The following is a 22,644-nucleotide window of genomic DNA, read 5'->3' as shown; positions in this document are numbered from 1 at the left end:
CTAGGGCGCGTCCTCGCTGTCGATGCCGAGACCGGGGAGCAGGCCCGGCAGCAGCGGCGGGAGGGTGACATCCGGCATTTCGGGTGTCGCGTGGCTGCCCGACGGCGTCGGGAGCGTCCCCGTCGGTGGGTTGTCGAGCAGTCCGCCCGTGTTCCCGCCGAGCAGGCCGTCGTCCTGTGGGGAGCCCGTACCCGAGCCGGAGCCCGAGGGCTGGGGCCGGGTGGAGCCTTCGCCGCCCGTGGAGGGGGCGGCGGGGGAGGACGGCGGGCGCTGGGTGTGGGTGCGCGGGGTGTCCTGCGGGGTGCCGGCGCCGCCGCTCTCGACGGCGCCCTTCTCCGGGGTGCGGGGGAGCATGCCCTGGAGCGGCTCGACCTCTTCGTCTATGGCGACGAAGACGTCGTTCACCTCTTGGCCGACGTCGCTGAGCTGGACGGGCAGCCGGTCGCGCAGGCCGTTCCAGGTGGAGCGGTGGGCTTGGGCGAAGGAGTTCAGCCGGGCCATCGGCCCGATCTCGCCGTCCCGTTCGTACGCCTGGCGCAGCAGCCGGTGGCCCTCGGAGGCGTCGTGCTTCATGCCGCCGAGGACGCGGCGGATCTCGCTGAGGGATTCGTGGTCGAGGTCGCCTGCGCGCCCTCGTTCCATGAGTCTGCGTGCCTCGCTGAGCCGCGTCGACGCCTGGTCCAGGAAGATCCCGCCCCGCTCGGAGTCGTCGTCGGCCATTCCGCGCTTGATGTCCTCCATCCCGCGCTTCAGCCCGTAGAGCGAATCACCGGGGAGGGCGTCGGAGCTGGCCGCGGCCACACCGCTGAAAGCGCCCGCGGCCACACCGACCGTGAGGCCGCCCGCGGCGATGCCCTTCGACCAGCGGGAGCGGGGGCGCAATTTCCGGAGCGGGGAGGCCCGGTGGGCTCCCCGCCCGCTCGCCGTCCGTTGCTCCGGCACCGTAGGGCCCGCGGCTGCGCTCCCCTCCGCGAGCATCGCTTCCATGGCGGCGACGAGCTGCGCTCGTTGCACCACCTTGACCTCAGGGTCCATCTCCGGTCTCGGCAGTTCGCCCAGACCGTTCGCCAGGGCCAACAGCCGCCCCTGTTCAGCCGGTTCGGCCGACGCCTCGGGCTGCTCGGCCGTCGCGTCGTCGGGCGTCCGGTCATCCAGGGCCTGGGCGAAGGCGTTCGCCCGCCGGTGCGCCGATACGTTCGCGATCACTGGCGGCACCTCCTCTCGTCATGACGGTCGACTCCCCCGGGTGTCCGGAAGGTTGCACGCCTTGAACACATCCACACGAAAGAGTGAGTGGCTGTGGGCATGGCGTGACCACAGGGAGCCTGCATTCCGCACAACGAGCGGCGCGGCACTTGGGTTACGCGCGAAAGATGATCGGACCAGTGCGTCATCGAGGCGTCACCGACTGTGATTTGGACGGGGGTCGGGGGGACGTGGGGGGTGTGGGGGAGTGGGGACTGTGGGGATGGGGGGACGTGGGGGTGGATCGGGGCGTGGGCGGGCGAGCGGGCGCGGCGAGGTCGGCGGGGGGTGCGTGTGGGGGGCGTGCGGCGGTCAGCGTGCGTCGTCCGGGAGCAGGCGCGCGAGGGTGCGCACGGCCCGGTACTGGAGGGTCTTGATCGCACCCTCGTTCTTGCCCATGACACGGGCCGTCTCGGCGACCGAGAGGCCCTGCAGGAAACGCAGGGTCACGCACTCCTGCTGCTGGGGGTTGAGCCGGCGGACGGCGTCCAGCAGCGCGGCGTTGGAGAGGGACTCCAGGACGGAGTCCTCGGGGCTGCGCTCGACCTCGTTGGCGTCGAGCATCTCGCCGGTGGTCACCTCCAGCCGGAAGCGGCTGGACTTGAAGTGGTCGGCGACCAGGTTGCGGGCGATGGTGACCAGCCAGGCGCCGAAGTCGCGGCCCTGCCAGGTGAAGGTGGAGATCCGGCGCAGGGCGCGCAGGAACGTCTCACTGGTGAGGTCCTCCGCCGTCGCCTTCCCGCCGACGCGGTAGTAGATGTAGCGGTAGACGGTGTCGCTGTACTGGTCGTACAGGCGGCCGAAGGCCTCGGCCTCACCGGCCTGGGCGCGCTCGACCAGATCCATCATGCGAGCGCTGTCGCTGTCGGCGGTGGGGCGGCGGGCGGCGGTCGAGGTTCCGGTGCCGCCGCGGCTGCCCCGTCTGCCGACAGCGGCACCGCTCTCGGCAAGGGCATAGCAGGGACCGGCGGGTGCCGGGGCGGCGAAGGCAAAGGCGGGGACAGGGCCGGCGTACGCGGTGGGGACGAAGCCGCGCAAGTGGTCGAGGACCGTTGCGCGCAGCGTAGCCAGGCCCGAGGCGTCAACCCCGACGTGTGGGTACACGGGACTCCCAGAGGCAGAGCTTCCATCACGTGCAGTGCGGGACCGTTCACTCGTCGTGGCGACGTGTGGGTTCCGTTGTGCGTCTGAGGAGAATAACGCTTCGTACAGGCAGCGCTACACCCAGTTGCTCAAATCATCGATTACGTCGCATCTGTTACTGCTTGCGGACTGGATCAGTCGCAGTTCGTGATCGGTTGTTGATCGGATTGCTTCCGAGTGTGACTGTGCGCACGCTCTGTTGTGCCCGAGTGGGTCGGCGGGGAGTGATCCCGGCCGTTGCTGGGTAGGAAGCCGCGAATGCCCACGGGTCGACCTGTGCGGTCGTGTTCGACCACGTACGGGTGAGGGGTGCTGGTCCCGGGTTGTCGCAGGTGATCGCAGCCGAAACGTATCGGCAGGGTGGGGCGAGCCCGGCTCGCCGCCGGGCCGGGGGCCTGCGGATGCGGCCGGGCCGAGGGCCGGCGGATGCGGTTCCGGGCCGGGGGTCAGCGGCGGCGGCGGTGCAGGGCCACGGCCGCGGCCGTACCGCCCGCCAGCGCGCCGACACCCGCCGCGGCCGGGATGCCGACCTTCGCGGCCTTGCGGCCCGTCCGGTAGTCACGCAGCCGCCAGTCGCGCGCCTTGGCGTGCTTGCGCAGCTTGGTGTCCGGGTTGATGGCGTACGGATGGCCGACCAGCGAGAGCATCGGGATGTCGTTGTGCGAGTCGCTGTACGCCGCGCAGCGGTTCAGGTCCAGGCCCTCGGCCGCGGCCAGGGCGCGTACGGCCTCCGCCTTGGCGGGCCCGTGCAGGGGCTCGCCGACGAGCTTGCCGGTGTAGACGCCGTCGACGGACTCGGCGACCGTGCCGAGCGCGCCGGTCAGGCCGAGGCGCCGGGCGATGATCGTGGCCGTCTCGACGGGCGCGGCGGTGACGAGCCAGACCTTCTGCCCGGCGTCGAGGTGGGCCTGGGCCAGCGCGCGCGTGCCGGGCCAGATGCGGTCGGCCATGTACTCGTCGTAGATCTCCTCGCCGATGGACATCAGCTCGGAGACGCGGTGGCCCTTGACGATGGACAGGGCGCTCTCGCGGGCGTCCTGCATGTGCTCCGGGTCCTCGACGCCGGCGAGCCGGAACCACGCCTGCTGCCAGGCGAACCTGGCGAGTTCGCGCCGCTGGAAGAACTTCCGCTTGTACAGGCCACGGCCGAAGTGGAAGATCGCGGCGCCCTGCATGACGGTGTTGTCGAGGTCGAAGAAGGCGGCGGCCTCGGCGTCGCCCACGACGGGGAAGTCGGGCTCGGCCCGCGCCGCCGTCTCCCGTTCCAGTTCGAGCTGTTGCGAGGTCTTGCGCGCTGCCTCGGCGGCGGCCTCGCCTGCCAGAACGCTGCGCGCGGTGGCGGAGCGCCTACGGGGGGTGAGCCATCCCATTGCGGCCATGTCGTGAGCATAGCCAGTCTGTTCGGTACTTCCCGACCTGTCGGGATGCGGCGGCGTGAACACTCCGCGACTCTCCCGCGACTCTCCTGTTAAACGGACATCGGGGGCAAGCTGGAAGCAGGGGCATGGCGCGGCGCGGCGCAGAATGGACGGCATGTTTGGACGAGAGAAGAAGAACACCCCCGCGGCTCCCGCCGCCGCGCGGACGGTGACGCTTATCGGCAAGCCGGGCTGTCATCTCTGCGACGATGCCCGTGCCGTGGTCGAGGCGGTCTGCGCCGAGACAGGGGCGAGCTGGGAGGAGAAGGACATCACCCAGGACGAGGAGCTTCACCGGGCGTACTGGGAGCAGATTCCCGTGGTCCTGGTCGACGGCGAGCAGCACACGTTCTGGCGTGTGGACGCCGGGCGGCTCCGCCGTGAGCTGGGTGGCTGACGCGAAGACGGTTACCATCGTGGACGTTTTGTTGGGTTTCGGGGGCGTGATCGTGAGGAGTGTGTACGGTTTTGCCCCCTCCGGGTTCTCAACGGGTTGACGCGCTCCACGGTTCCGTCCTGGCGCGAACCGGTCGCGTGACCCCGGTCACTTTGGCCGGACAAAACGGACACCATCTTTGTGCACGCGTTCACAAAGACATAGCCTGCATTCGACGGGGCGGTCTTGGGACACACGGCCGCCTGCAGCCCCGCTCATCCCGCAGGAGCACCGTGGCAACTGGCCGAACTCACCGACCGGCGACCCGTAGCCGAGGAATTCCCGAGGCCACCGTCGCCCGGCTTCCGCTGTATCTGCGTGCGCTCACCGCACTGTCGGAGCGCTCCGTACCCACGGTCTCCTCCGAGGAGCTCGCAGCCGCCGCGGGCGTCAACTCCGCGAAGCTGCGCAAGGACTTCAGCTACCTCGGCTCGTACGGTACGCGGGGCGTCGGCTACGACGTCGAGTACCTCGTCTACCAGATCTCCCGCGAGCTCGGTCTGACGCAGGACTGGCCCGTCGTGATCGTCGGTATCGGTAACCTCGGCGCCGCGCTCGCCGGCTACGGCGGCTTCGCCTCCCGTGGCTTCCGGGTCGCCGCGCTCATCGACGCCGACCCCGCCATGACCGGCAAGCCGGTCGCCGGGATCCCCGTCCAGCACAGCGACGACCTCGAGAAGATCATCGAGGAGGACGGCGTCTCCATCGGTGTCATCGCGACCCCGGCCGGCGTCGCCCAGCAGGTCTGCGACCGGCTCGTGGCCGCCGGCGTCACCTCCATCCTGAACTTCGCCCCGACCGTGCTCTCCGTGCCCGACGGCGTGGACGTGCGCAAGGTCGACCTCTCCATCGAGCTGCAGATCCTCGCCTTCCACGAGCAGCGCAAGGCCGGTGAGGAGGCCGAGTCCGAGGCCGCCGCCGTACCGGCGCCGCCCGTGCCGCTCGCCCCGGCGGGCGGTACGGCGGGCGAGACCCCGGCCAAGGGCAGCAGCCGCAAGGGACCTGACGGGGACGTCCCCGCCGTGATGCCGGCATGAGCCTCCTCGTCGTCGGCCTCAGCCACCGCAGCGCCCCGGTCAGCGTCCTGGAGCGGGCCTCGCTGGCCCCGCACACCCAGGCCAAGCTGCTGCAGGACACCCTCGCCGCCGAGCCGGCCGCCGAGGGTGCGGTCCTGGCCACCTGCAACCGCATTGAGCTCTACGCCGACGTGGACAAGTTCCACGCCGGTGTCGCCGAGCTGTCCACGCTCCTCGCCCAGCACAGCGGGGTCGGGCTCGAGGAGCTCACCCCCTATCTCTATGTGCACTACGAGGACCGGGCCGTCCACCACCTCTTCTCGGTGGCCTGCGGTCTGGACTCCATGGTCGTAGGCGAGGGCCAGATCCTCGGCCAGATCAAGGACGCCCTCGCGCTCGGCCAGGAGCTGCACACCGCCGGCCGTCTGCTCAACGACCTGTTCCAGCAGGCGCTGCGGGTCGGCAAGCGCGCCCACAGCGAGACCGGGATCGACCGGGCCGGGCAGTCGCTCGTCACCTTCGGTCTCGAGCAGCTCGCCGACGGTACGGACGTCGACGACTGGGCCGCGGGCAAGCGCGCCCTGGTCATCGGCGCCGGCTCGATGTCGTCGCTGGCGGCCGCCACGCTCGCGCGCTCCGGCGTCGCCGAGATCGTGATCGCCAACCGTACGGCCGCGCGCGCCGAGCGACTCGTACAGATCCTGACCGAGCCCGGATCCACGGGCGTGGCCGCACGCGCGGTCGATATGGTTGCCGTCGGCGACGAACTGACACGTGCCGACGTCGTCGTCTCCTGCACCGGAGCCACCGGACTCGTCCTGACCGGCGAGGCCGTCGAGACCGCGATGGCGGGCCGCACGGCCCCGCTCGCCCTGCTCGACCTCGCCATGCCCCGCGACATCGACGCCGCCGCGCACCGCCTCCCGGGCGTCCGGCTCGTCGACATCGAGTCGCTCGCCGAGGCCTCCGCCGACGCCCCCATGGCCGTCGACGTCGACCAGGTGCGCTCGATCGTCTCCGACGAGGTGGCCGCCTTCGGCGCCGCCCAGCGCGCCGCGCACATCACCCCGACCGTGGTCGCCCTGCGCACCATGGCCGCCGATGTCGTCGCCGGCGAGGTGGCCCGGCTCGAGGGCCGGCTGCCCGGCCTCGACGACAAGCAGCGCGCCGAGATCACCCAGACCGTGCGCCGGGTGGTCGACAAGCTCCTGCACGCGCCCACCGTGCGGGTCAAGCAGCTGGCCAGCGAGCCCGGCGGCGCCGGGTACGCCGACGCGCTGCGGACACTCTTCGACCTCGACCCGGAGACGGTCGCCTCCGTCTCCCGGGCCGACCTGAATGACGCCGACGTCAAGAACCGAGGGCGAGTATGACCGAGAGGGCACTGAGGCTCGGGACCAGGCGCAGCAAGCTCGCCATGGCCCAGTCCGGGCATGTGGCCGACGCCGTCCGGCGGACGACCGGCCGGCCCGTCGAGCTCGTGGAGATCACGACGTACGGGGACGTCTCCCGTGAGCACCTCGCGCAGATCGGCGGCACCGGCGTGTTCGTCGCCGCCCTGCGCGACGCGCTCCTGGCCGGCGAGGTGGACTTCGCCGTCCACTCCCTGAAGGACCTGCCGACCGCCCAGCACCCCGATCTGGTGCTGGCCGCCATCCCGGAGCGCGAGGACCCGCGTGACGTGCTGGTCGCCCGCGAGGGACTGACGCTCGACCGGCTGCCCGACGGCGCCCGGATCGGCACCGGTTCGCCGCGCCGCGCCGCCCAGCTCAACGCGTACGCGCGCAGCCACGGGCTGACCATCGAGACCGTGCCGATCCGCGGGAACATCGACACCCGCGTCGGATACGTACGTGGTGGGGAGCTGGACGCGGTGGTTCTCGCCGCGGCCGGCCTCAACCGCATCGGCGGGACGGCGGAGCTCACCGGCTCCCTGTCGGTCGACCACCTGTCGGTCGACTCCGTCCTGCCCGCCCCCGGCCAGGGGGCACTGGCGATCGAGTGCCTGGCGTCCGACGCCGGCCTCGTCGCCGCGCTCGCCGAACTCGACGACCCGCACACCCGGGCCGCCGTGACCGCCGAGCGCTCCCTGCTCGCCGCCCTGGAGGCCGGCTGCTCCGCACCTGTGGGTGCGCTGGCCGACCTGCTGGCCGAGGATTCCGGCCGCGGGCAGATTGTCACCGAAATGCGCCTGCGCGGCGTCGTCGGCACCACCGACGGCTCGACGCTGGTGCAGCTGTCCACCACCGGTCCCGTACCCGCGTCGCACGACGAGGCGATGGCGCTCGGACGCGAACTCGCGGACGAGATGCTCGCCAAGGGTGCGGCCGGTCTTATGGGGGAGCGAGCACTTTGAGCCCCACCAGCCCGACCACCAGCCCCGCGCCCTCGGCCTTCTTCGGCCACGGGAGCGTCACCTTCCTCGGCGCCGGACCAGGCGATCCCGGACTGCTGACACTCCGGGCCGTCGAAGCCCTCGCCGGCGCGGACGTACTGATCGCCGAGCCGGAGGTGCTCGAAGTCGTCCGGTGCCATGCGCGCGCGGGCGTGAGCACGCCTGAGCTGACGATTGTTGACGAGGCGTCAACAACCGCCGGTGTCCCCGTGTTGAGGGATGCCACCAATCTTGTCATGGAGGCCGCACGGGGCGGCAAGCGGGTCGTCCGTGCGGTGACCGGCGACCCCGGCCTCGACGGAAACGCAGGTCAGGAGATGCTTGCCTGCGCCGCCGAGGGCATCCCCTTCGAGGTCGTGCCCGGTGTCGCGACGGCGGTGGGCGTACCCGCGTACGCCGGTGTCCCGCTGCGCGACGCGCAGGGCACCGATGTGCGCTTCGTGGACGCCCGTACCGCCGACGACCGCTGCTGGACCGAGGTCGGCGCCTCGGACGGCACCGTGGTCGTGTCCACCTCGCTGGACGCGGTGGCGGCGGCGGCCGGTGAGCTGGTGGCGGCAGGCCGTAAGCCGGACACCCCGCTCACCGTCACCATCGGCGGCACGACGACCCGGCAGCGGACCTGGACCGCGACGCTCGGCACGATCGCGCAGGTCTTCAAGCAGGGCAAGATCCTCCCCTCGCCCGAGGGCCACCGGCCGGTCATAGCCGTGGTCGGCGAGCGCAGCGCCCCGGCGCAGCGGGACCAGCTGGCGTGGTTCGAGTCCAAGCCGCTCTTCGGGTGGCGGGTGCTCGTGCCGCGCACGAAGGAGCAGGCCGCGTCGCTCTCCGACCAGCTTCGTTCGTACGGTGCGGTGCCGCACGAGGTGCCGACGATCGCCGTCGAGCCGCCGCGGACGCCGCAGCAGATGGAGCGTGCGGTCAAGGGTCTGGTGACCGGCCGCTACGAGTGGATCGCCTTCACGTCCGTCAACGCGGTGAAGGCGGTGCGGGAGAAGTTCGAGGAGTACGGGCTCGACGCGCGGGCCTTCGCCGGGATCAAGGTCGCGGCGGTGGGCGAGCAGACCGCCGCGGCGCTCGTCGACTTCGGTGTGAAGCCGGACCTGGTGCCGAGCGGTGAGCAGAGCGCCGCGGGGCTCCTGGAGGACTGGCCGCCCTACGACCCGGTCTTCGACCCGATCGACCGCGTCTTCCTGCCGCGGGCGGACATCGCGACGGAGACGCTGGTCGCGGGGCTCATCGAGCTCGGGTGGGAGGTCGACGACGTCACCGCCTACCGGACGGTGCGGGCCTCGCCGCCGCCGGCGGACACGCGTGAGGCCATCAAGGGCGGTGGCTTCGACGCGGTGCTGTTCACGTCGTCGTCGACCGTGCGGAACCTGGTGGGTATCGCCGGGAAGCCGCACAACGTGACGGTCATCGCCTGTATCGGTCCCGCGACCGCGAAGACGGCGGAGGAGCACGGCCTGCGGGTGGATGTGCTCTCGCCGGAGCCGTCGGTGCACAAGCTCGCGGAGGCGCTGGCGGACTTCGGTCTGCGGCGGCGGGCGGCGGCGCTTGAGGCGGGCGATCCGGTGACGCGGCCGTCGGAGCGGCGGCCGGGGGCGCGGAGGCGTCGGACGACGTAGATGTGCGTGGCGCACGGGGTGCGGGGCCTTGTCGGGGTCCCGCACCCCGGTGCGTGGGGGCACATGGAGCGGAGGCGCCTGCAGGGACGCCGTCCGTTGTGCCCACCCTCCCCCGGACTCCGTCCGGGGGGACCCCCAGCCCTGCGGAACGTATGCCCACAACTCGTCGGCAAAGGCAGGGTGCCTACCGGCGTAGCCTCGGGTCTATGAACTCGTACGGAACCTTTCCCGGGGCGCGGCCGCGGCGGCTGCGGACGACTCCTGCCATGCGGCGGATGGTGGCCGAGACGCGGCTGAGCCCGGCCGATCTGATCCTTCCCGCGTTCGTGCGCGAGGGGATCACCGAGCCGCGGCCGATCGCCGCGATGCCCGGCGTGGTGCAGCACTCGCGGGACACCCTGCGGAAGGCCGCGGTGGAGGCGCTGGAGGCCGGGGTCTCCGGCATCATGCTCTTCGGTGTGCCGGAGGACGAGAAGAAGGACGGCGCCGGGACCGCGGGCACGGACCCGGACGGGATCCTGCAGGTCGCGATCAGGGACGTGAAGGCGGAGGTCGGCGACGACCTCGTCATCATGTCGGACCTGTGCCTGGACGAGTACACCGACCACGGGCACTGCGGGGTCCTGGACGAGAGCGGGCGCGTCGACAACGACGCCACGCTGGAGCGTTATGCCGAGATGGCCCAGGTCCAGGCCGACGCCGGCGTCCATGTCGTCGGGCCGTCGGGGATGATGGACGGTCAGGTCGGGGTGGTCCGCGACGCGCTGGACACCATCGGCAAGGAGGACGTGTCGATCCTCGCGTACACCGCGAAGTACTCCTCCGCCTTCTACGGCCCCTTCCGCGAGGCCGTCGGCTCCTCCCTGCAGGGCGACCGCAAGACGTACCAGCAGGATCCGGCCAACCTTCGCGAGTCGCTGCGGGAGCTGGCGCTCGACCTGGAGGAGGGCGCCGACATGGTGATGGTGAAGCCCGCGGGTCCCTATCTGGACGTGCTGGCCAAGGTCGCCGACGCCGTGGACGTGCCCGTCGCCGCCTACCAGATCAGCGGTGAGTACGCGATGGTCGAAGCCGCGGCCGAGAAGGGCTGGATCGACCGCGACAGGGCCATCTTCGAGACGCTGACCGGGATCAGGCGCGCGGGTGCGCAGATGATCCTGACGTACTGGGCCACCGAGGTCGCCCAGAAGCTCAGCCGCGGGGTCTGACGTCGGCCCGGCCGGTCTCGCGGCCGGTCTCCCGCACGACGTCGCGCACGACTCCTCGATAGGGACGGAACCGCAGGCCGGTTCCGTCCCCTTCGTCTTCGTACGCCGTGAGGACGTGGACGAGCCTGCCGTCAGCGCCGCCGCGGTGGAAGTACTGGGCGACGCCGTCCTCCGAGCCGGTCGTGCCGAGGCTGCGTGCCGGCGCGTCGCGGAGGACGACCGTGCGGTCGTGGCGGTACCGGCCGGGCGGCCCGACCGTGATCAGGGCCTGGATGGAGTCCGCGATGTCCCGGCGGTTCTCGGGGTCGGCGGCGAAGGCGAGATGGGCCTCCGCGCTGGTCCACTGGGCGACGTTGAGGATGGTGCGGCCGTCGGTGCCCGCCAGGCAGTAGCGGGCGAGGAAGGTCTCCGGCAGCCGTGCCTGCGCCCAGGTGTCGACGACGCCGTCCATCACGATCCGCTGCCGCTCCGCGTCCTCCGTCCGCCACTCGGAGATGAGGACGAGGCCGGCGTCCGGCCGTCCGAAGTGGGGCAGTGCGTCGGTCTCCACGAGCCCTGCACGAGCTAATTCGTTAGTCATGACTAACAGTTTGCCGGGCCGCCACCGACCGCGCAAACGAATTGACGGACGGTGATCATTCCCCTCGGCGGCGGCGGCCGGCTCGGCGGCCGGCGACGCATCGATTGGTACGGAACGGCCGGGCGGCGCACCCTGGAAGTACCTCAGGAGGTGGTCCTCATGATGCACACGCTGGTCGGGTGGCACATCGAGATGGAGTTCCAGGAGGACGGCGACCGGACGAAGGCGGCCGCCATGGTGCGCCTCGGTGACGGCACCGAGTTCCGCGGCAAGGGCAACGCCATGAGGCACCCGTCCGACCCGGAGCAGCTACGGGTCGGCGAGGAGATCGCGGGGGCCCGCGCACTCATGGATCTCGCATCGCAGCTGCTCCAGAAGGCACACACCGAGATCGACGAGGTGTCGGGCAGGACGTCCCGCCCGATCCACTGACGCTTGCCTGTCCGTACGTCCAGGCGTCCGTACGTCAGTCCGTCAGTCCGTCAGTCCGTCAGTACGTCAGGGCGTCTTCCAGGGTGTGCTGCCAGTACGAGACGCGGGCGTCGTCGTCGGCGTACGTGCCGCTCGGTGCCGTCACCGTCCTGCCGCTGCCCACGGAGCCGCCCGAGCCGTCGCCCGGGGCGAAGTGGACGGATACCTTCCGCACGGTGCGGCCGTGCGCGTCGGGGTCGCCGCCCCGCTCGCCCGTGAGAATGACCGAGGCGTAGGCCGAGGCGCCGGGGGCGAGGGTGGCGACGGCCTGCGGCTGGGACTCCTCGATGCGGCCGATGGGGGCCTGGGCGTCGTCGAAGCCGACGAACGGAGCGCCGTACGCGTTGCAGGCGCGACTGCCGGTGTTGGTGACGGTCAGGAGGAGGTGGTTGACGGGGCGGGACACCTTGCTCACGACGACCTTGGTGGTCGCGCCGGTGCAGGCGGTGGTGACCGGGCCGTCGTCCTTCGCTCCGGTCGCGGGCCTGCCCGGCTTCGATCCCGGCTTCGAGGACTCCTTCGGTGACTGCTGGGACGACGGCTTCTGCGACTGCGGCGAGGACGGGTCGGCCGACGGCGACGCGGCGATCGGCTGCGTGGACGGCTTGGACGCCGGCGCCTGCGCGGTCGAAGACGTCCCCGCCGACGGCTTCGAGGAGGCGGCGGACTCGCCGTCCCCCTGACAGGCGGTGAGTGACAGCGCGGCGATCAGGGCGGTCGCGGCGGTCGTGGTGACGCGGGTGTCGATACGCATGGATGTCCCCCGTGAAGTGTGGTGCGGTCGTTGGTCAGTGACGATTGATCAGCGCGATGGCGATGGCGGCGCAGGTGATCAGCACCGCCAGGGCCACAGCGTCCGTGGCTCGGCTGCTCGGCATGGCTCATACCCTGCGGTCCTGGGCGTTCCGCCTGCAATCGGCACGGGACAATGGGGGAAGCTGGGACGCGCGCACCTACTGTGACCTGGGGAAACAAACCTCCCCTGGAACGCGTTCCCGGGACGGCGAGACGAGGGGGACGGGGCGGGTGGCAACGGAGACGGGCGGTTTCGCGGAGCTCGTACGCGGATTGAAGGAGCGATCCGGGCTCAGCTACGGGGCGTTGGCCAAGAAGCTGCACGTGAGCACGTCGACGCTGCACCGGTACTGCAACGGGGACGCCGTCCCCACGGAGTTCGCGCCCGTGGAGAGGCTCGGGCGGCTGTGCGGTGCCACGCGCGAGGAGCTGATCGCACTCCACCGCAGTTGGATCGTGGCCGACGACGCGAGAAGGCGGCGGGCCCAGCCGGAGCCGGTGGCCCCGGCGTCCCCGGCGGCTCCGGTGGTGGCCGAGGCGCCGGGTGAGGCGAGCGGCGAGGTGGCCGGTGAGGACGTGGACGGCGAGGCGGTGGCCGCGGCTTCCGCGGTCGAGCCCGACGCGGGCGCACCGGAGGCCGTCGAGCCCGAGAAGGACCCGGCCGAGACCCTCGTCACCGTCAGAGCTCCCGCCACGCCCGTCTCCCGATCCCGCAAGCGGCTGCGCATGGTGCTCGCCGCGGCCGCCGTCGTCGCGCTCGCCGTGCCCGCCGCGTACGGCATCGGACAGGCCGTGTCCGCGGACAGCACCGGAGACGAGGCCAAGGGCGGGCGCGCCGCGGCCGGTTCGTCCACGGTGCCGGGAGTGAGCGTCTCCCCGAGCGGCTCGCCGTCCTCCACGTCCCCGTCCGCCTCCACGACGCCCTCCGCCTCCGCCACGACGTCGGGCCCCTCGGCGACTCCCCGCCGCACGAAGGGCACCGGAGCGCCCGCCGCGGGCGCGTCCGGAACGCCTGTGAGCGCCGGCATCAGCTCGTACAACTGGTCGGGGCCCTGTGGGTACTACTACCTGCTGGACCGGCGGCCCGACCAGGTTCCGCCGCCGCCCTCGCCACAGGAGTCCCGCCGCTGGGCGGCGCCGTTCGACGGGGTCGCCGCCGGCAGCATGTATCTGGAGCTCACGGCCACCGGCCGCACCGACGCCGCCGTGGTCATCACCGGCCTCCATGTACGGGTGGTGGAGCGGTCCGAGCCCCTCGCCCGGACGGTCTACTCCATGGGCGAGGGCTGCGGCGGCGGTGTCACACCCCAGACCTTCGATATCGACCTCGACGCGGCGAGGCCGTTCGCGAAGCCCATCGCCGGCATGGACGGCGACCTCACCGTGCCCGCCAAGGACTTCCCCTTCAAGGTCTCCACGAGCGACCCGCAGGTCTTCAACCTCGACGTGCACACCGAGGGACACGACGTCTCCTGGTACCTGGAGCTGGAATGGAGCGACGGCGAGCGGCGCGAGAAGATCGTCATCGACGACGAAGGCAAGCCCTTCCGGACCAGCGCCATGGAGGGCAAGAAGGTCTACGGCTACCGGTACGACACGAGCGAGTGGGCCGCACTGGAGTGAGCGAAGGCCCCGGCACCGTACGGATACGGTGCCGGGGCCTTCGTCGCGCTGCGGCGTCTCGTCAGAGGCGCTCGGGCGTCCGGATGCCCAGCAGGGCCATGCCCCGGTGGAGCGTCCGGGCCGTCAGGTCGCACAGGAAGAGGCGGTTCTCCGCGACCTCCTTCGGCGGCTCCGGCTTGATCACCGGGCACTGGTCGTAGAACGTCGTGTACAGCGACGCCAGCTGGTACAGGTACGCGGCCAGCTTGTGCGGGGCGTACTCCGCCGCGGCCTCGGCCACCGTCTCGCCGAACTGGTCCAGGTGCAGGCCGAGAGCGCGCTCCGCCGGGGCCAGCTCCAGCTCGGGGTGGGCGAGCGCAGTGCGGTCGCCCGCCTTGCCGAAGATCGACTTGATACGCGCGTACGCGTACTGGAGGTACACCGACGTGTCGCCGTTCAGCGACACCATCTGGTCCAGGTCGAACTTGTAGTCCCGCGCCGCCGACGTCGACAGGTCCGCGTACTTCACCGCGCCGATGCCCACCTGGGCACCCCGCTCGGCGATCTCGTCCTCGCTCAGGTCGCGCGCCTTCTCGCGGACCACGGACGCGGCCCGGTCGATCGCCTCGTCCAGCAGGTCCACCAGCCTGACCGTCTCGCCCTCACGGGTCTTGAACGGCTTGCCGTCCTTGCCGAGCACCGTGCCGAACGCCAGCTGGACCGCCTTGACCTCGTCGTTCAGCCAGCCGGCCCGGCGGGCGGTCTCGAAGACCATCTTGAAGTGCAGGGACTGGCGGGCGTCCACCACGTACAGCAGGGACGTCGCCTTCAGGTTCTGCACCCGGTCACGGATCGCGGACAGGTCCGTCGCCGCGTAGCCGAAGCCGCCGTCGGACTTCTGGACGATCAGCGGCGTCGGGTTGCCGTCCGGGCCCTTGACGTCGTCGAAGAACACGCACAGCGCCCCGTTGGAGCGGACCGCGACGCCCGACTCCTCGAGGAGGCGGCAGGTCTCCACCAGCATGTCGTTGTAGCCCGACTCGCCGACCACGTCCGGGTCGTGGATGTCCATGTCGAGCTTGTCGAAGACCGAGTAGAAGTAGATCTTCGACTCGTCGACGAACCGCTGCCACAGGGCACGCGTCTCCTCGTCACCGGCCTGCAGGTCCACGACCCGCGCCCGAGCCCGGGTCTTGAACTCCTCGTCCGAGTCGAACAGCGCGCGCGACGCCTTGTACAGCCGGTTGAGGTTGGACATGGCCTCCTCGCCGGAGACCTCGTCCTCCGACTTGTGGTCCAGCTCGTGCGGGTGCTCGATCAGATACTGGATGAGCATGCCGAACTGGGTGCCCCAGTCGCCGATGTGGTGGCGGCGGACCACCTTCTCGCCCGTGAACTCCAGGATCTCGACCATCGCGGCGCCGATGACGGCGGAGCGGAGGTGGCCGACGTGCATCTCCTTCGCCACGTTCGGCTGGGCGTAGTCGATCACCGTCGTGCCCGCGTTCTCCGCGAACGGCACGCCGAGACGGTCGTCGGCGGCGCGGGCGGCGAGGGTCTTGACGATCGCCTGGTCGGTGACCGTGATGTTCAGGAAGCCGGGGCCCGAGACCTCGATCTCCTTCAGCACGTCGTTCGCCGGGATGCCGTCGACGACCTTCGTCGCCAGCTCACGCGGGTTGCCCTTGAGCTGCTTGGCGAGGGCCAGGATGCCGTTGGCCTGGAAGTCGGCCCGGTCGCTACGTCGCAGCAGCGGGTCGGCGGAACCGGCCTCCGGCAGGGCTGCCGAGAGACCTTCCGCGAGACGCTGCTGCACGGTCGAAGCGAGGGAAGGGACCGAGGCCATGAGCTTCCGTTCCTGTCGGTGGTTCAGTGGTGGGCTTTATCGCTTGTCAAGTGTCCCATGGGCGGGCAACGTGTTTTCTCCCCTGTGGACAACCTCAGGGCTGTGGACAACCTCGGAGTGGGCCCTTCCGTCTGGGAGAATGGCTGACGTAAGGCTGCAAGGCTTTCGAGGGACCAAGGAAGAAGGACGTACCGACCGTGGCTCAGAGCAGCACCGAGACCGACTGGGTCTCCCGTTTCGCGGACGAGGTCATCGCCGAGTCGGAGCGACGTGCGCCTGGCAAACCGGTCGTCGTCGCCTCCGGACTCTCCCCCTCCGGCCCGATCCACCTGGGCAACCTCCGCGAGGTCATGACCCCGCACCTGGTCGCCGACGAGATCCGCCGCCGCGGGCACGAAGTCCGGCACCTCATCTCCTGGGACGACTACGACCGCTACCGCAAGGTGCCCAACGGCGTCGCGGGCGTCGACGAGTCCTGGGCCGAGCACATCGGCAAGCCCCTGACCTCCGTCCCCGCCCCGGCCGGCTCGCCGTACGCCAACTGGGCGGAGCACTTCAAGGCCGCCATGGTCGAGTCGCTCGCCGAGCTGGGCGTCGAGTACGACCCGATCAGCCAGACCGAGCAGTACACGACGGGCACCTATCGCGAGCAGATCCTGCACGCGATGAAGCACCGCGGTGACATCGACGCCATCCTCGACCAGTACCGGACGAAGAAGGCGCCGAAGAAGCAGTCCCAGAAGCCCGTCGACGAGGCCGAGCTGGAGGCCGAGGAGGGTTCGGGCGCGGCCGCCGAGGACGACGGCTCCGGCGGCGCCGGGGGCTACTTCCCGTACAAGCCGTACTGCGGCCGGTGCGGCAAGGACCTGACGACCGTCACCTCGTACGACGACGAGACCACCGAGCTCGCCTACACCTGCACGGCGTGCGACTTCTCCGAGACCGTCAAGCTGAGCGAGTTCAACCGCGGCAAGCTGGTCTGGAAGGTCGACTGGCCCATGCGCTGGGCCTACGAAGGCGTGATCTTCGAGCCCTCGGGCGTGGACCACTCGTCCCCCGGCTCGTCGTTCGTCGTCGGCGGCCAGATCGTGCGCGAGATCTTCGACGGCGTCCAGCCGATCGGCCCCATGTACGCCTTCGTCGGCATCAGCGGCATGGCCAAGATGTCCTCGTCGCGCGGCGGCGTGCCCACCCCGGCCGACGCGCTGAAGATCATGGAGGCGCCGCTGCTGCGCTGGCTGTACGCGCGCCGCAAGCCCAACCAGTCCTTCAAGATCGCCTTCGATCAGGAGATCCAGCGGCTCTACGACGAGTGGGACAAGCTCGAGGCCAAGGTCGCTGACGGCTCCGTGCTGCCGGCGGACGCGGCCGCGCACGCACGTGCCGCCCGCACCGCCGCCGGTGAGCTGCCGCGCACGCCGCGCCCGCTGCCGTACCGCACGCTCGCCTCGGTCATGGACATCACGGCCGGCCACGACGAGCAGACCCTGCGGATCCTGACCGAGCTGGACCCGGAGAACCCGGTCACCAGCCTGGACGAGGTCCGCCCGCGCCTGGACCGCGCCGAGAACTGGATCACCACCCAGGTCCCGGCCGACCAGCGCACCATCGTCCGCGACGAGCCGGACGCCGAGCTCCTCGGCTCCCTCGACGACCAGGGCCGTGAATCCCTGCGCCTCCTTCTGGAGGGCCTGGACACCCACTGGTCCCTGGACGGACTGACCACGCTCGTCTACGGCGTCCCGAAGGTCATGGCCGGCCTCGACCCCGAGGCCAAGCCGACCCCCGAGCTGAAGGTCGCCCAGCGTGCCTTCTTCGCCCTGCTCTACCAGCTGCTCGTCAGCCGCGAGACCGGGCCGCGCCTGCCGACGCTGCTCCTCGCGGTCGGCGCCGGCCGCGTGCGCAAGCTGCTCGGCGCGTAACCGTACGGAACACGGCAAGGGCCGCCACCGGATCCGGTGGCGGCCCTTCGCCGTACGTTCGACGGCGGCTCTCCGCCCTCCTCGGGCCCGTCGGCCGGCCTCTCCACACTTCGGACTAGGCAGGATTCCGACGTGGGCACGACGAAATCGGGCTGCGTGCCGGAGACCGTGGAGACATGAAGAACGAAGTCATCGCAGTCATCGGCTGGATCACCCTCGTGCAGGGCGCACTCGGCGCCGGCGGGCAGACCTTCGGCGACAAGGCCTGGGGGCTGCTCCAGAAATGGTGGGACATCCCCACCGCCGGATACCTCGCCCTCGCCGTCGTCGGCCTCGCGCTCGCCCTGTGGGGCGAGACCGCGAAGAAGCGGGCCAAGGCAGCCTGAGCCCCGGCCCGCAGGCCGCTACGGAATGTGGTTCTCCACCATCTGCTGCTCCATGCGCTGCCGCAGGCTCGGAGTCAACTGCCGAAGGAGCGACGTGCTGCGCGGGTGCTGCGTGCCGTACCGGTCGCTGAGCAGTATGTCGAGCTCCTCGTTGCTCGGGAACTGCTGGTTCTCCTGGACGTAGTCCCACATCGCCTTGTACGCGACCTCCGCGAACTCGGCCGTGGACGGCTCAGGATCGACGTACTCCTCGTACTCCTCGAACTGCTGCTCCTGGCGAGGACCCGGGACCGGCAGGTCCTCCGGACCCTGCGGCACCGCCACCGGGGTCGGCTCCAGGCCTTCCACGTACTGCGGGTCGTAAGCACCCTCGTAGGCTTCGGGGGAGATCTGCTGGGCGTCGAACCACGGGCTGTCGTGATGCGGAGGCATCTCCGGACCGGCCACGCCCTGAGGGAGCTCCGGCTGCGGGGCCTGCTGGACCGGCGCCTGAACCGCCTGAACCGCCTGCACGGGCTGAACCGCCTGCACCGGCTGGGGCTGCACCACCGTCGGCTGAGGCGGCAGCAGCACCGGCTCCACACCCGCCGCCGCGAGCCCCGCAGGCGCCGTCTCGGCCAGCGGCACACCGTACTTCGCGAGCCGCAGCGGCATCAGCGCCTCCACCGGCGCCTTGCGCCGCCACGCCCGCCCGAACCGCGCCTGCAGCCGCGCCTGGTAGATCAGCCGGTCCTGCTCCAGCTTGATCACCTGCTCGTACGAGCGCAGCTCCCACAGCTTCATCCGCCGCCACAACCGGAACGTCGGTATCGGCGACAGCAGCCAACGCGTGAGCCGGACGCCCTCCATGTGCTTGTCGGCGGTGATGTCGGCGATACGGCCCACCGCATGCCGCGCCGCCTCCACCGCGACCACGAACAGCACCGGGATCACCGCGTGCATACCGACACCCAGCGGATCCGGCCACGCGGCCGCGCCGTTGAACGCGATCGTCGCCGCCGTCAGCACCCACGCCGTCTGGCGCAGCAGCGGGAACGGTATGCGGATCCAGGTCAGCAGCAGGTCAAGTGCCAGGAGCACACAGATGCCGGCATCGATGCCTATGGGGAAGAAGTAGGAGAAGTCGCCGAAGCCCTTCTCGACGGCGAGCTCACGCACAGCGGCGTACGAACCCGCGAAACCGATACCGGCGATGACCACCGCACCGGCGATCACCACACCGATCAGTATCTTGTGCGTGCGTGTCAGCTGCACCGCGGCCACCCGCGATCCCCTCCCGTCAATCCACATCTCGCGGGCACAGCGTGGCACACGCGAGAGGAGCCCGGCCCCCTGGGGAGGGACAGGCTCCTCGAAAACATGCGCAAATACGGCTGTACGCGACGCCCGAAGCCCGCGCGACCTACTTGTTCGCCGCCGCGACCGCCGCGACGGCCTCCTTCGACGCCTTCACCGCACCGGCCAGGACCGTCTTGTCCGAGGGGCCGTCAGCCCCGGCGTACCCCGCACCGTTGTACGTGAGCAGCACCAGCACATTGCCCGTGCGCGCCACGACCGAGGCGTACGTGAAGTCCTCGCCCGTCTTGCGCAGCTCGTACGTCACGGCCTTCGCCTCGTCCCCGACACCCGCCGAGTCCGCCGTCTTCAGCTTCTTCGCGCCCTCCGTCGCCTGGACCTTGGCGAGCTCCTTGGCGAAGTTCTCCTGGGCGCGCTTCTCGCCACTGCCCAGGGACGCGTCCGACTCGTAACGGTAGAAGGACACGTCGAGCCAGCGGTACTGCGAGCCCTTCACACCCTTGTCGTCGAGACCGTTCCACGAGCAGCCACCACGGCTCGCCGTGTCGCTCGACGCGGCCGCCGTACCGTTCTTCGCCTTCGCCTTCGGCACCAGGCTCGCGGTCGTCTTCGCGGAGATCGACTTGCAGATCTCGGGCAGCTTCGCGAACTTCGCGGGCTCGGGCGCCTTCGTCGACTGCTGGGCGCTCGGGGCCGAGGACGCCGAACCCTTGCCCTTGTCGGGCGTACCCGAACCGCTGTCGGAGTCCGAGGAGCAGCCGGCGACGACGAGCATCACCGGAACGGCTGCGCAGGCGAGTATGCGGGTGAGTCGCGGGGCTGATCGGTGCATGGTTCCTTCAGTCGCTTGTCGTACGGTCCGGTGACGGTCCGGCCGGCGGCCACGGTACGCCGACACGTTACGTGGTCCCGGCCCCGTCGCGGAGGGGTCGCCGAGCGGCCGCCCTGTGGTGGCCGAGCCGGCCGGGACGGCTACTCCTCCAGGCGCTCGGCGAGCAGACGGGCCAGGTTCTGGGCCTTTTCCTGCAGTTCCCTGCTGTCGGGAGCCTCCGCGGAGCCGGTCGTCTGCTCCACGTACTCGACCGTCACGACCACATTGGATGTGCGGAACACCACGCTCACGGTGCGGTGCCGGCCGTTCGCCCCGCCGGCGCTGAGCGCGTCGTCGAGGAAGGCGACCTGGCCGAGGCCCTGCAGGACGCGGGGCTCCAGACCGGTGGCCGCCGCGCCCGTGGGCGTCTGCGCCGGGGGCTGGGTGGCCGGGTCGTTGCCGGGCAGCGCGCTGCCGCTCGCGGTCGCGCTCGGGCTGCCGCTGGCGCTGCCGGCGGTGCTGCCGGTGCTGCCGGCGCTGCCTGCGCTGCCGGAGGGGCTTGCGGGGCTCTGGGGCGGGGGAGGCGGCTGCGGGAGGTCCGCCGCGAGCAGCTTGCGGGAGAACACCTCCTGCGCGCGGTCGTCGTCGCTCACGGCGGGGTCGTACGACACGACCCGCTCGATGTCGAGCCGCAGCCGGTGCATGGCATCCGGCGTGTCAGCTTTCCAGCTGCAGCCGACGCGGCGGTCGGTGTCGTACGTGACGGCGGCGGCGCCGCGGTACACCGCGATCCGCTCCTCGTCGGGGAGTTGGGCGGCGCCGGGCAGCAGGTCCCTGAGTGTGTTCTGCGGGACGGCGCCGCAGGGCTCGAAGAGGGTGCGGTAGCGGCCGGGGGGAGCGGCGGGGGCGGCCGGGCCGGCCTTGGAGTCGACGGCGCCGGTTCCGGATCCGCCTCCGGAGGAGCATCCGGTGAGCCCGAGGACGAGCGCTGCGGCGAGCGCTGCCAGACCGGGTACGTACGCCTGTCGCTGCACGCTCCCAGGCTCCCTTCTCCCGAAAACTGTTTGCCGCCGGAGACCGGCCGGTGGACACAATGTCTATCGCACGCGCAGCCGTTGATGCCGGTCCGTTGTCACCTGTACGGGCCTTGGCTCCGGTTTTTGCGTTATCAGGCTTTTTGGGGGAATTGAGGAAGTATGTCGTATGTAGAGGTACCGGGTGCGAAGGTACCCATCCGGATGTGGACCGATCCTTCCACGGTCGAGGGCGGCGCGATGCAGCAGCTCCGGAACGTGGCCACGCTGCCGTGGATCAAGGGCCTGGCCGTGATGCCGGACGTGCATTACGGCAAGGGTGCGACGGTCGGCTCGGTGATCGCGATGCACGGGGCGGTCTGTCCGGCGGCGGTGGGTGTGGACATCGGCTGCGGGATGTCGGCGGTCAAGACGTCGCTGACGGCGAACGACCTGCCGGGGGACCTGTCGCGCCTGCGGTCGAAGATCGAGCAGGCGATTCCGGTGGGGCGGGGGATGCACCGGGAGATGGTGGACCCGTCGCGGCTGTTCCAGTTCCCGTCGGCGGGGTGGGACGGGCTGTGGTCGCGGTTCGACGGGATCGCCGAATCGGTCAAATTCCGTCATGAACGAGCCGAGAAGCAGATGGGAACGCTCGGCAGCGGCAACCATTTTGTCGAATTCTGTCTGGACGAGTCCGGTTCGGTATGGCTCATGCTGCACTCCGGCTCCCGGAACATCGGCAAGGAGCTCGCGGAGTACCACATCGGCGAGGCGCAGAAGCTGCCGCACAACCAGGGGCTCGTCGACCGTGACCTGGCCGTCTTCGTGGCGGACACCCCTCAGATGGCGGCCTACCGCAACGATCTCTTCTGGGCGCAGGAGTACGCGAAGTACAACCGCGCGGTCATGATGGCGCTCTTCCAGGAGGTCGTCCGCCGGGAGTTCCGGAAGGCGAAGGTGGCCTTCGATCCGGTCATCTCCTGCCACCACAACTATGTGGCGGAGGAGCGGTACGAGGGGATGGACCTGCTCGTCACCCGTAAGGGGGCGATCCGGGCCGGCTCCGGCGAGTTCGGGATCATCCCGGGCTCCATGGGCACGGGCTCGTACATCGTGAAGGGGCTCGGCAACGAGGCGTCCTTCAACTCGGCGTCGCACGGCGCGGGCCGGAAGATGAGCCGGACGGCGGCGAAGCGGCGATTCTCGACGCGGGACCTGGAGGAGCAGACGCGGGGCGTCGAGTGCCGTAAGGACTCCGGTGTCGTGGACGAGATCCCGGGCGCGTACAAGCCGATCGAGAAGGTGATCGATCAGCAGCGGGACCTGGTCGAGGTGGTCGCCAAGCTGAAGCAGGTCATCTGTGTGAAGGGCTGACGCCCGGGGGCCGAGGGAGAAGGGAAGGGGCCGGTGCCGAGCGCCGGCCCCTTCTC

Annotated in this window: 20 protein-coding genes; 11 read left to right on the top strand and 9 right to left on the bottom strand. The window is 70.8% G+C overall.

Annotation, left to right across the window (positions count from 1 at the left end):
* The 3 genes from ACFY8U_RS33725 to ACFY8U_RS33715 form a co-directional block, all read right to left on the bottom strand.
* Positions 1-1,206, bottom strand: a complete 1,206-nt coding sequence (locus ACFY8U_RS33725; protein WP_389575971.1) for a DUF5667 domain-containing protein — start codon at positions 1,204-1,206, stop codon at positions 1-3.
* A gap of 351 nt (positions 1,207-1,557) precedes the next feature.
* Entirely contained in the window at positions 1,558-2,349 is a 792-nt protein-coding gene (locus ACFY8U_RS33720) for an ECF subfamily RNA polymerase sigma factor, BldN family (RefSeq protein WP_137988687.1), read from the bottom strand.
* Between the two features lie 485 nt (positions 2,350-2,834).
* The gene (locus ACFY8U_RS33715) at positions 2,835-3,767 is read right to left on the bottom strand and encodes an HAD family hydrolase (RefSeq protein ID WP_389575970.1); all 933 of its coding nucleotides are present in this window, start codon (positions 3,765-3,767) and stop codon (positions 2,835-2,837) included.
* Positions 3,768-3,912: 145 nt separating this feature from the next.
* On the opposite strand from ACFY8U_RS33715, the gene ACFY8U_RS33710 reads away from it, so the two are divergent.
* From ACFY8U_RS33710 to hemB, 6 genes are all read left to right on the top strand, one after another.
* Positions 3,913-4,203: a glutaredoxin family protein gene (locus ACFY8U_RS33710; RefSeq protein WP_389575969.1), complete on the top strand. Its 291-nt coding sequence runs from the start codon at positions 3,913-3,915 to the stop codon at positions 4,201-4,203.
* Between the two features lie 272 nt (positions 4,204-4,475).
* Positions 4,476-5,279, top strand: a complete 804-nt coding sequence (locus ACFY8U_RS33705) for a redox-sensing transcriptional repressor Rex (RefSeq protein ID WP_389575968.1) — start codon at positions 4,476-4,478, stop codon at positions 5,277-5,279.
* Positions 5,276-6,631: a glutamyl-tRNA reductase gene (locus ACFY8U_RS33700; protein ID WP_389575967.1), complete on the top strand. Its 1,356-nt coding sequence runs from the start codon at positions 5,276-5,278 to the stop codon at positions 6,629-6,631. Before ACFY8U_RS33705 ends, ACFY8U_RS33700 begins: the two co-directional genes overlap by 4 nt.
* Positions 6,628-7,614 carry a hydroxymethylbilane synthase gene (hemC, locus tag ACFY8U_RS33695; RefSeq protein ID WP_389575966.1) on the top strand — a complete coding sequence of 329 codons (987 nt, stop codon included), beginning with the start codon at positions 6,628-6,630 and terminating at the stop codon, positions 7,612-7,614. Before ACFY8U_RS33700 ends, hemC begins: the two co-directional genes overlap by 4 nt.
* Positions 7,611-9,281 carry a uroporphyrinogen-III synthase gene (locus ACFY8U_RS33690; RefSeq protein ID WP_361438144.1) on the top strand — a complete coding sequence of 557 codons (1,671 nt, stop codon included), beginning with the start codon at positions 7,611-7,613 and terminating at the stop codon, positions 9,279-9,281. Before hemC ends, ACFY8U_RS33690 begins: the two co-directional genes overlap by 4 nt.
* A gap of 206 nt (positions 9,282-9,487) precedes the next feature.
* Positions 9,488-10,489, top strand: coding sequence for a porphobilinogen synthase (gene hemB / locus ACFY8U_RS33685; protein WP_389575965.1), 1,002 nt, complete (start codon positions 9,488-9,490; stop codon positions 10,487-10,489).
* Here the strand turns inward: hemB and ACFY8U_RS33680 are convergent.
* Entirely contained in the window at positions 10,473-11,069 is a 597-nt protein-coding gene (locus ACFY8U_RS33680; RefSeq protein WP_389575964.1) for a hypothetical protein, read from the bottom strand. The two genes, hemB and ACFY8U_RS33680, sit on opposite strands and share 17 nt — an antisense overlap.
* Before the next feature lie 162 nt (positions 11,070-11,231).
* Between ACFY8U_RS33680 and ACFY8U_RS33675 the strand changes: the two genes are divergently transcribed.
* Positions 11,232-11,501 carry a DUF1876 domain-containing protein gene (locus tag ACFY8U_RS33675; RefSeq protein ID WP_361438710.1) on the top strand — a complete coding sequence of 90 codons (270 nt, stop codon included), beginning with the start codon at positions 11,232-11,234 and terminating at the stop codon, positions 11,499-11,501.
* A 58-nt stretch (positions 11,502-11,559) separates the two neighbouring features.
* On the opposite strand, the gene ACFY8U_RS33670 is transcribed toward ACFY8U_RS33675, so the two are convergent.
* Positions 11,560-12,294, bottom strand: coding sequence for a DUF4232 domain-containing protein (locus tag ACFY8U_RS33670; protein WP_389575963.1), 735 nt, complete (start codon positions 12,292-12,294; stop codon positions 11,560-11,562).
* Between the two features lie 272 nt (positions 12,295-12,566).
* On the opposite strand from ACFY8U_RS33670, the gene ACFY8U_RS33665 reads away from it, so the two are divergent.
* Positions 12,567-13,958, top strand: a complete 1,392-nt coding sequence (locus ACFY8U_RS33665; protein ID WP_389575962.1) for a helix-turn-helix domain-containing protein — start codon at positions 12,567-12,569, stop codon at positions 13,956-13,958.
* A gap of 61 nt (positions 13,959-14,019) precedes the next feature.
* Here the strand turns inward: ACFY8U_RS33665 and argS are convergent, their stop codons facing one another.
* Positions 14,020-15,783, bottom strand: coding sequence for an arginine--tRNA ligase (gene argS, locus ACFY8U_RS33660; protein WP_389575961.1), 1,764 nt, complete (start codon positions 15,781-15,783; stop codon positions 14,020-14,022).
* A 197-nt stretch (positions 15,784-15,980) separates the two neighbouring features.
* On the opposite strand from argS, the gene lysS reads away from it, so the two are divergent.
* Positions 15,981-17,705, top strand: a complete 1,725-nt coding sequence (gene lysS, locus ACFY8U_RS33655; RefSeq protein ID WP_389575960.1) for a lysine--tRNA ligase — start codon at positions 15,981-15,983, stop codon at positions 17,703-17,705.
* Positions 17,706-17,881: 176 nt separating this feature from the next.
* Entirely contained in the window at positions 17,882-18,091 is a 210-nt protein-coding gene (locus ACFY8U_RS33650) for a hypothetical protein (RefSeq protein ID WP_361768541.1), read from the top strand.
* Positions 18,092-18,109: 18 nt separating this feature from the next.
* Here the strand turns inward: ACFY8U_RS33650 and ACFY8U_RS33645 are convergent, their stop codons facing one another.
* From ACFY8U_RS33645 to ACFY8U_RS33635, 3 genes are all read right to left on the bottom strand, one after another.
* Entirely contained in the window at positions 18,110-19,354 is a 1,245-nt protein-coding gene (locus tag ACFY8U_RS33645; protein WP_389575959.1) for a DUF2637 domain-containing protein, read from the bottom strand.
* A gap of 139 nt (positions 19,355-19,493) precedes the next feature.
* Positions 19,494-20,219 (bottom strand): DUF3558 domain-containing protein, encoded by a 726-nt coding sequence (locus ACFY8U_RS33640; RefSeq protein ID WP_361438164.1) that lies wholly within the window; start codon positions 20,217-20,219, stop codon positions 19,494-19,496.
* Between the two features lie 140 nt (positions 20,220-20,359).
* Positions 20,360-21,232, bottom strand: coding sequence for a DUF3558 domain-containing protein (locus ACFY8U_RS33635; RefSeq protein WP_389575958.1), 873 nt, complete (start codon positions 21,230-21,232; stop codon positions 20,360-20,362).
* Between the two features lie 162 nt (positions 21,233-21,394).
* On the opposite strand from ACFY8U_RS33635, the gene ACFY8U_RS33630 reads away from it, so the two are divergent.
* Positions 21,395-22,588, top strand: coding sequence for an RtcB family protein (locus ACFY8U_RS33630; RefSeq protein ID WP_389575957.1), 1,194 nt, complete (start codon positions 21,395-21,397; stop codon positions 22,586-22,588).
* The last annotated feature ends 56 nt before the right edge of the window (positions 22,589-22,644 follow it).

Source organism: Streptomyces sp. NPDC012508, assembly GCF_042902595.1.
GTDB lineage: Bacteria > Actinomycetota > Actinomycetes > Streptomycetales > Streptomycetaceae > Streptomyces.
The sequence above is the reverse complement of the archived record's forward strand: the minus strand, read 5'-3'. Positions and strand labels throughout refer to the sequence as shown.

Bases quoted from the DNA above. Each gene is read 5' to 3' on its own strand.
- ACFY8U_RS33715 (WP_389575970.1), bottom strand. From the start codon at position 3,767: ATGGCCGCAATGGGATGGCTCACCCCCCGTAGGCGCTCCGCCACCGCG.
- ACFY8U_RS33710 (WP_389575969.1), top strand. From the start codon at position 3,913: ATGGACGGCATGTTTGGACGAGAGAAGAAGAACACCCCCGCGGCTCCC.
- ACFY8U_RS33700 (WP_389575967.1), top strand. From the start codon at position 5,276: ATGAGCCTCCTCGTCGTCGGCCTCAGCCACCGCAGCGCCCCGGTCAGC.
- hemC (WP_389575966.1), top strand. From the start codon at position 6,628: ATGACCGAGAGGGCACTGAGGCTCGGGACCAGGCGCAGCAAGCTCGCC.
- hemB (WP_389575965.1), top strand. From the start codon at position 9,488: ATGAACTCGTACGGAACCTTTCCCGGGGCGCGGCCGCGGCGGCTGCGG.
- ACFY8U_RS33680 (WP_389575964.1), bottom strand. From the start codon at position 11,069: ATGACTAACGAATTAGCTCGTGCAGGGCTCGTGGAGACCGACGCACTG.
- ACFY8U_RS33675 (WP_361438710.1), top strand. From the start codon at position 11,232: ATGCACACGCTGGTCGGGTGGCACATCGAGATGGAGTTCCAGGAGGAC.
- ACFY8U_RS33670 (WP_389575963.1), bottom strand. From the start codon at position 12,294: ATGCGTATCGACACCCGCGTCACCACGACCGCCGCGACCGCCCTGATC.
- argS (WP_389575961.1), bottom strand. From the start codon at position 15,783: ATGGCCTCGGTCCCTTCCCTCGCTTCGACCGTGCAGCAGCGTCTCGCG.
- ACFY8U_RS33650 (WP_361768541.1), top strand. From the start codon at position 17,882: ATGAAGAACGAAGTCATCGCAGTCATCGGCTGGATCACCCTCGTGCAG.
- ACFY8U_RS33640 (WP_361438164.1), bottom strand. From the start codon at position 20,219: ATGCACCGATCAGCCCCGCGACTCACCCGCATACTCGCCTGCGCAGCC.
- ACFY8U_RS33630 (WP_389575957.1), top strand. From the start codon at position 21,395: ATGTCGTATGTAGAGGTACCGGGTGCGAAGGTACCCATCCGGATGTGG.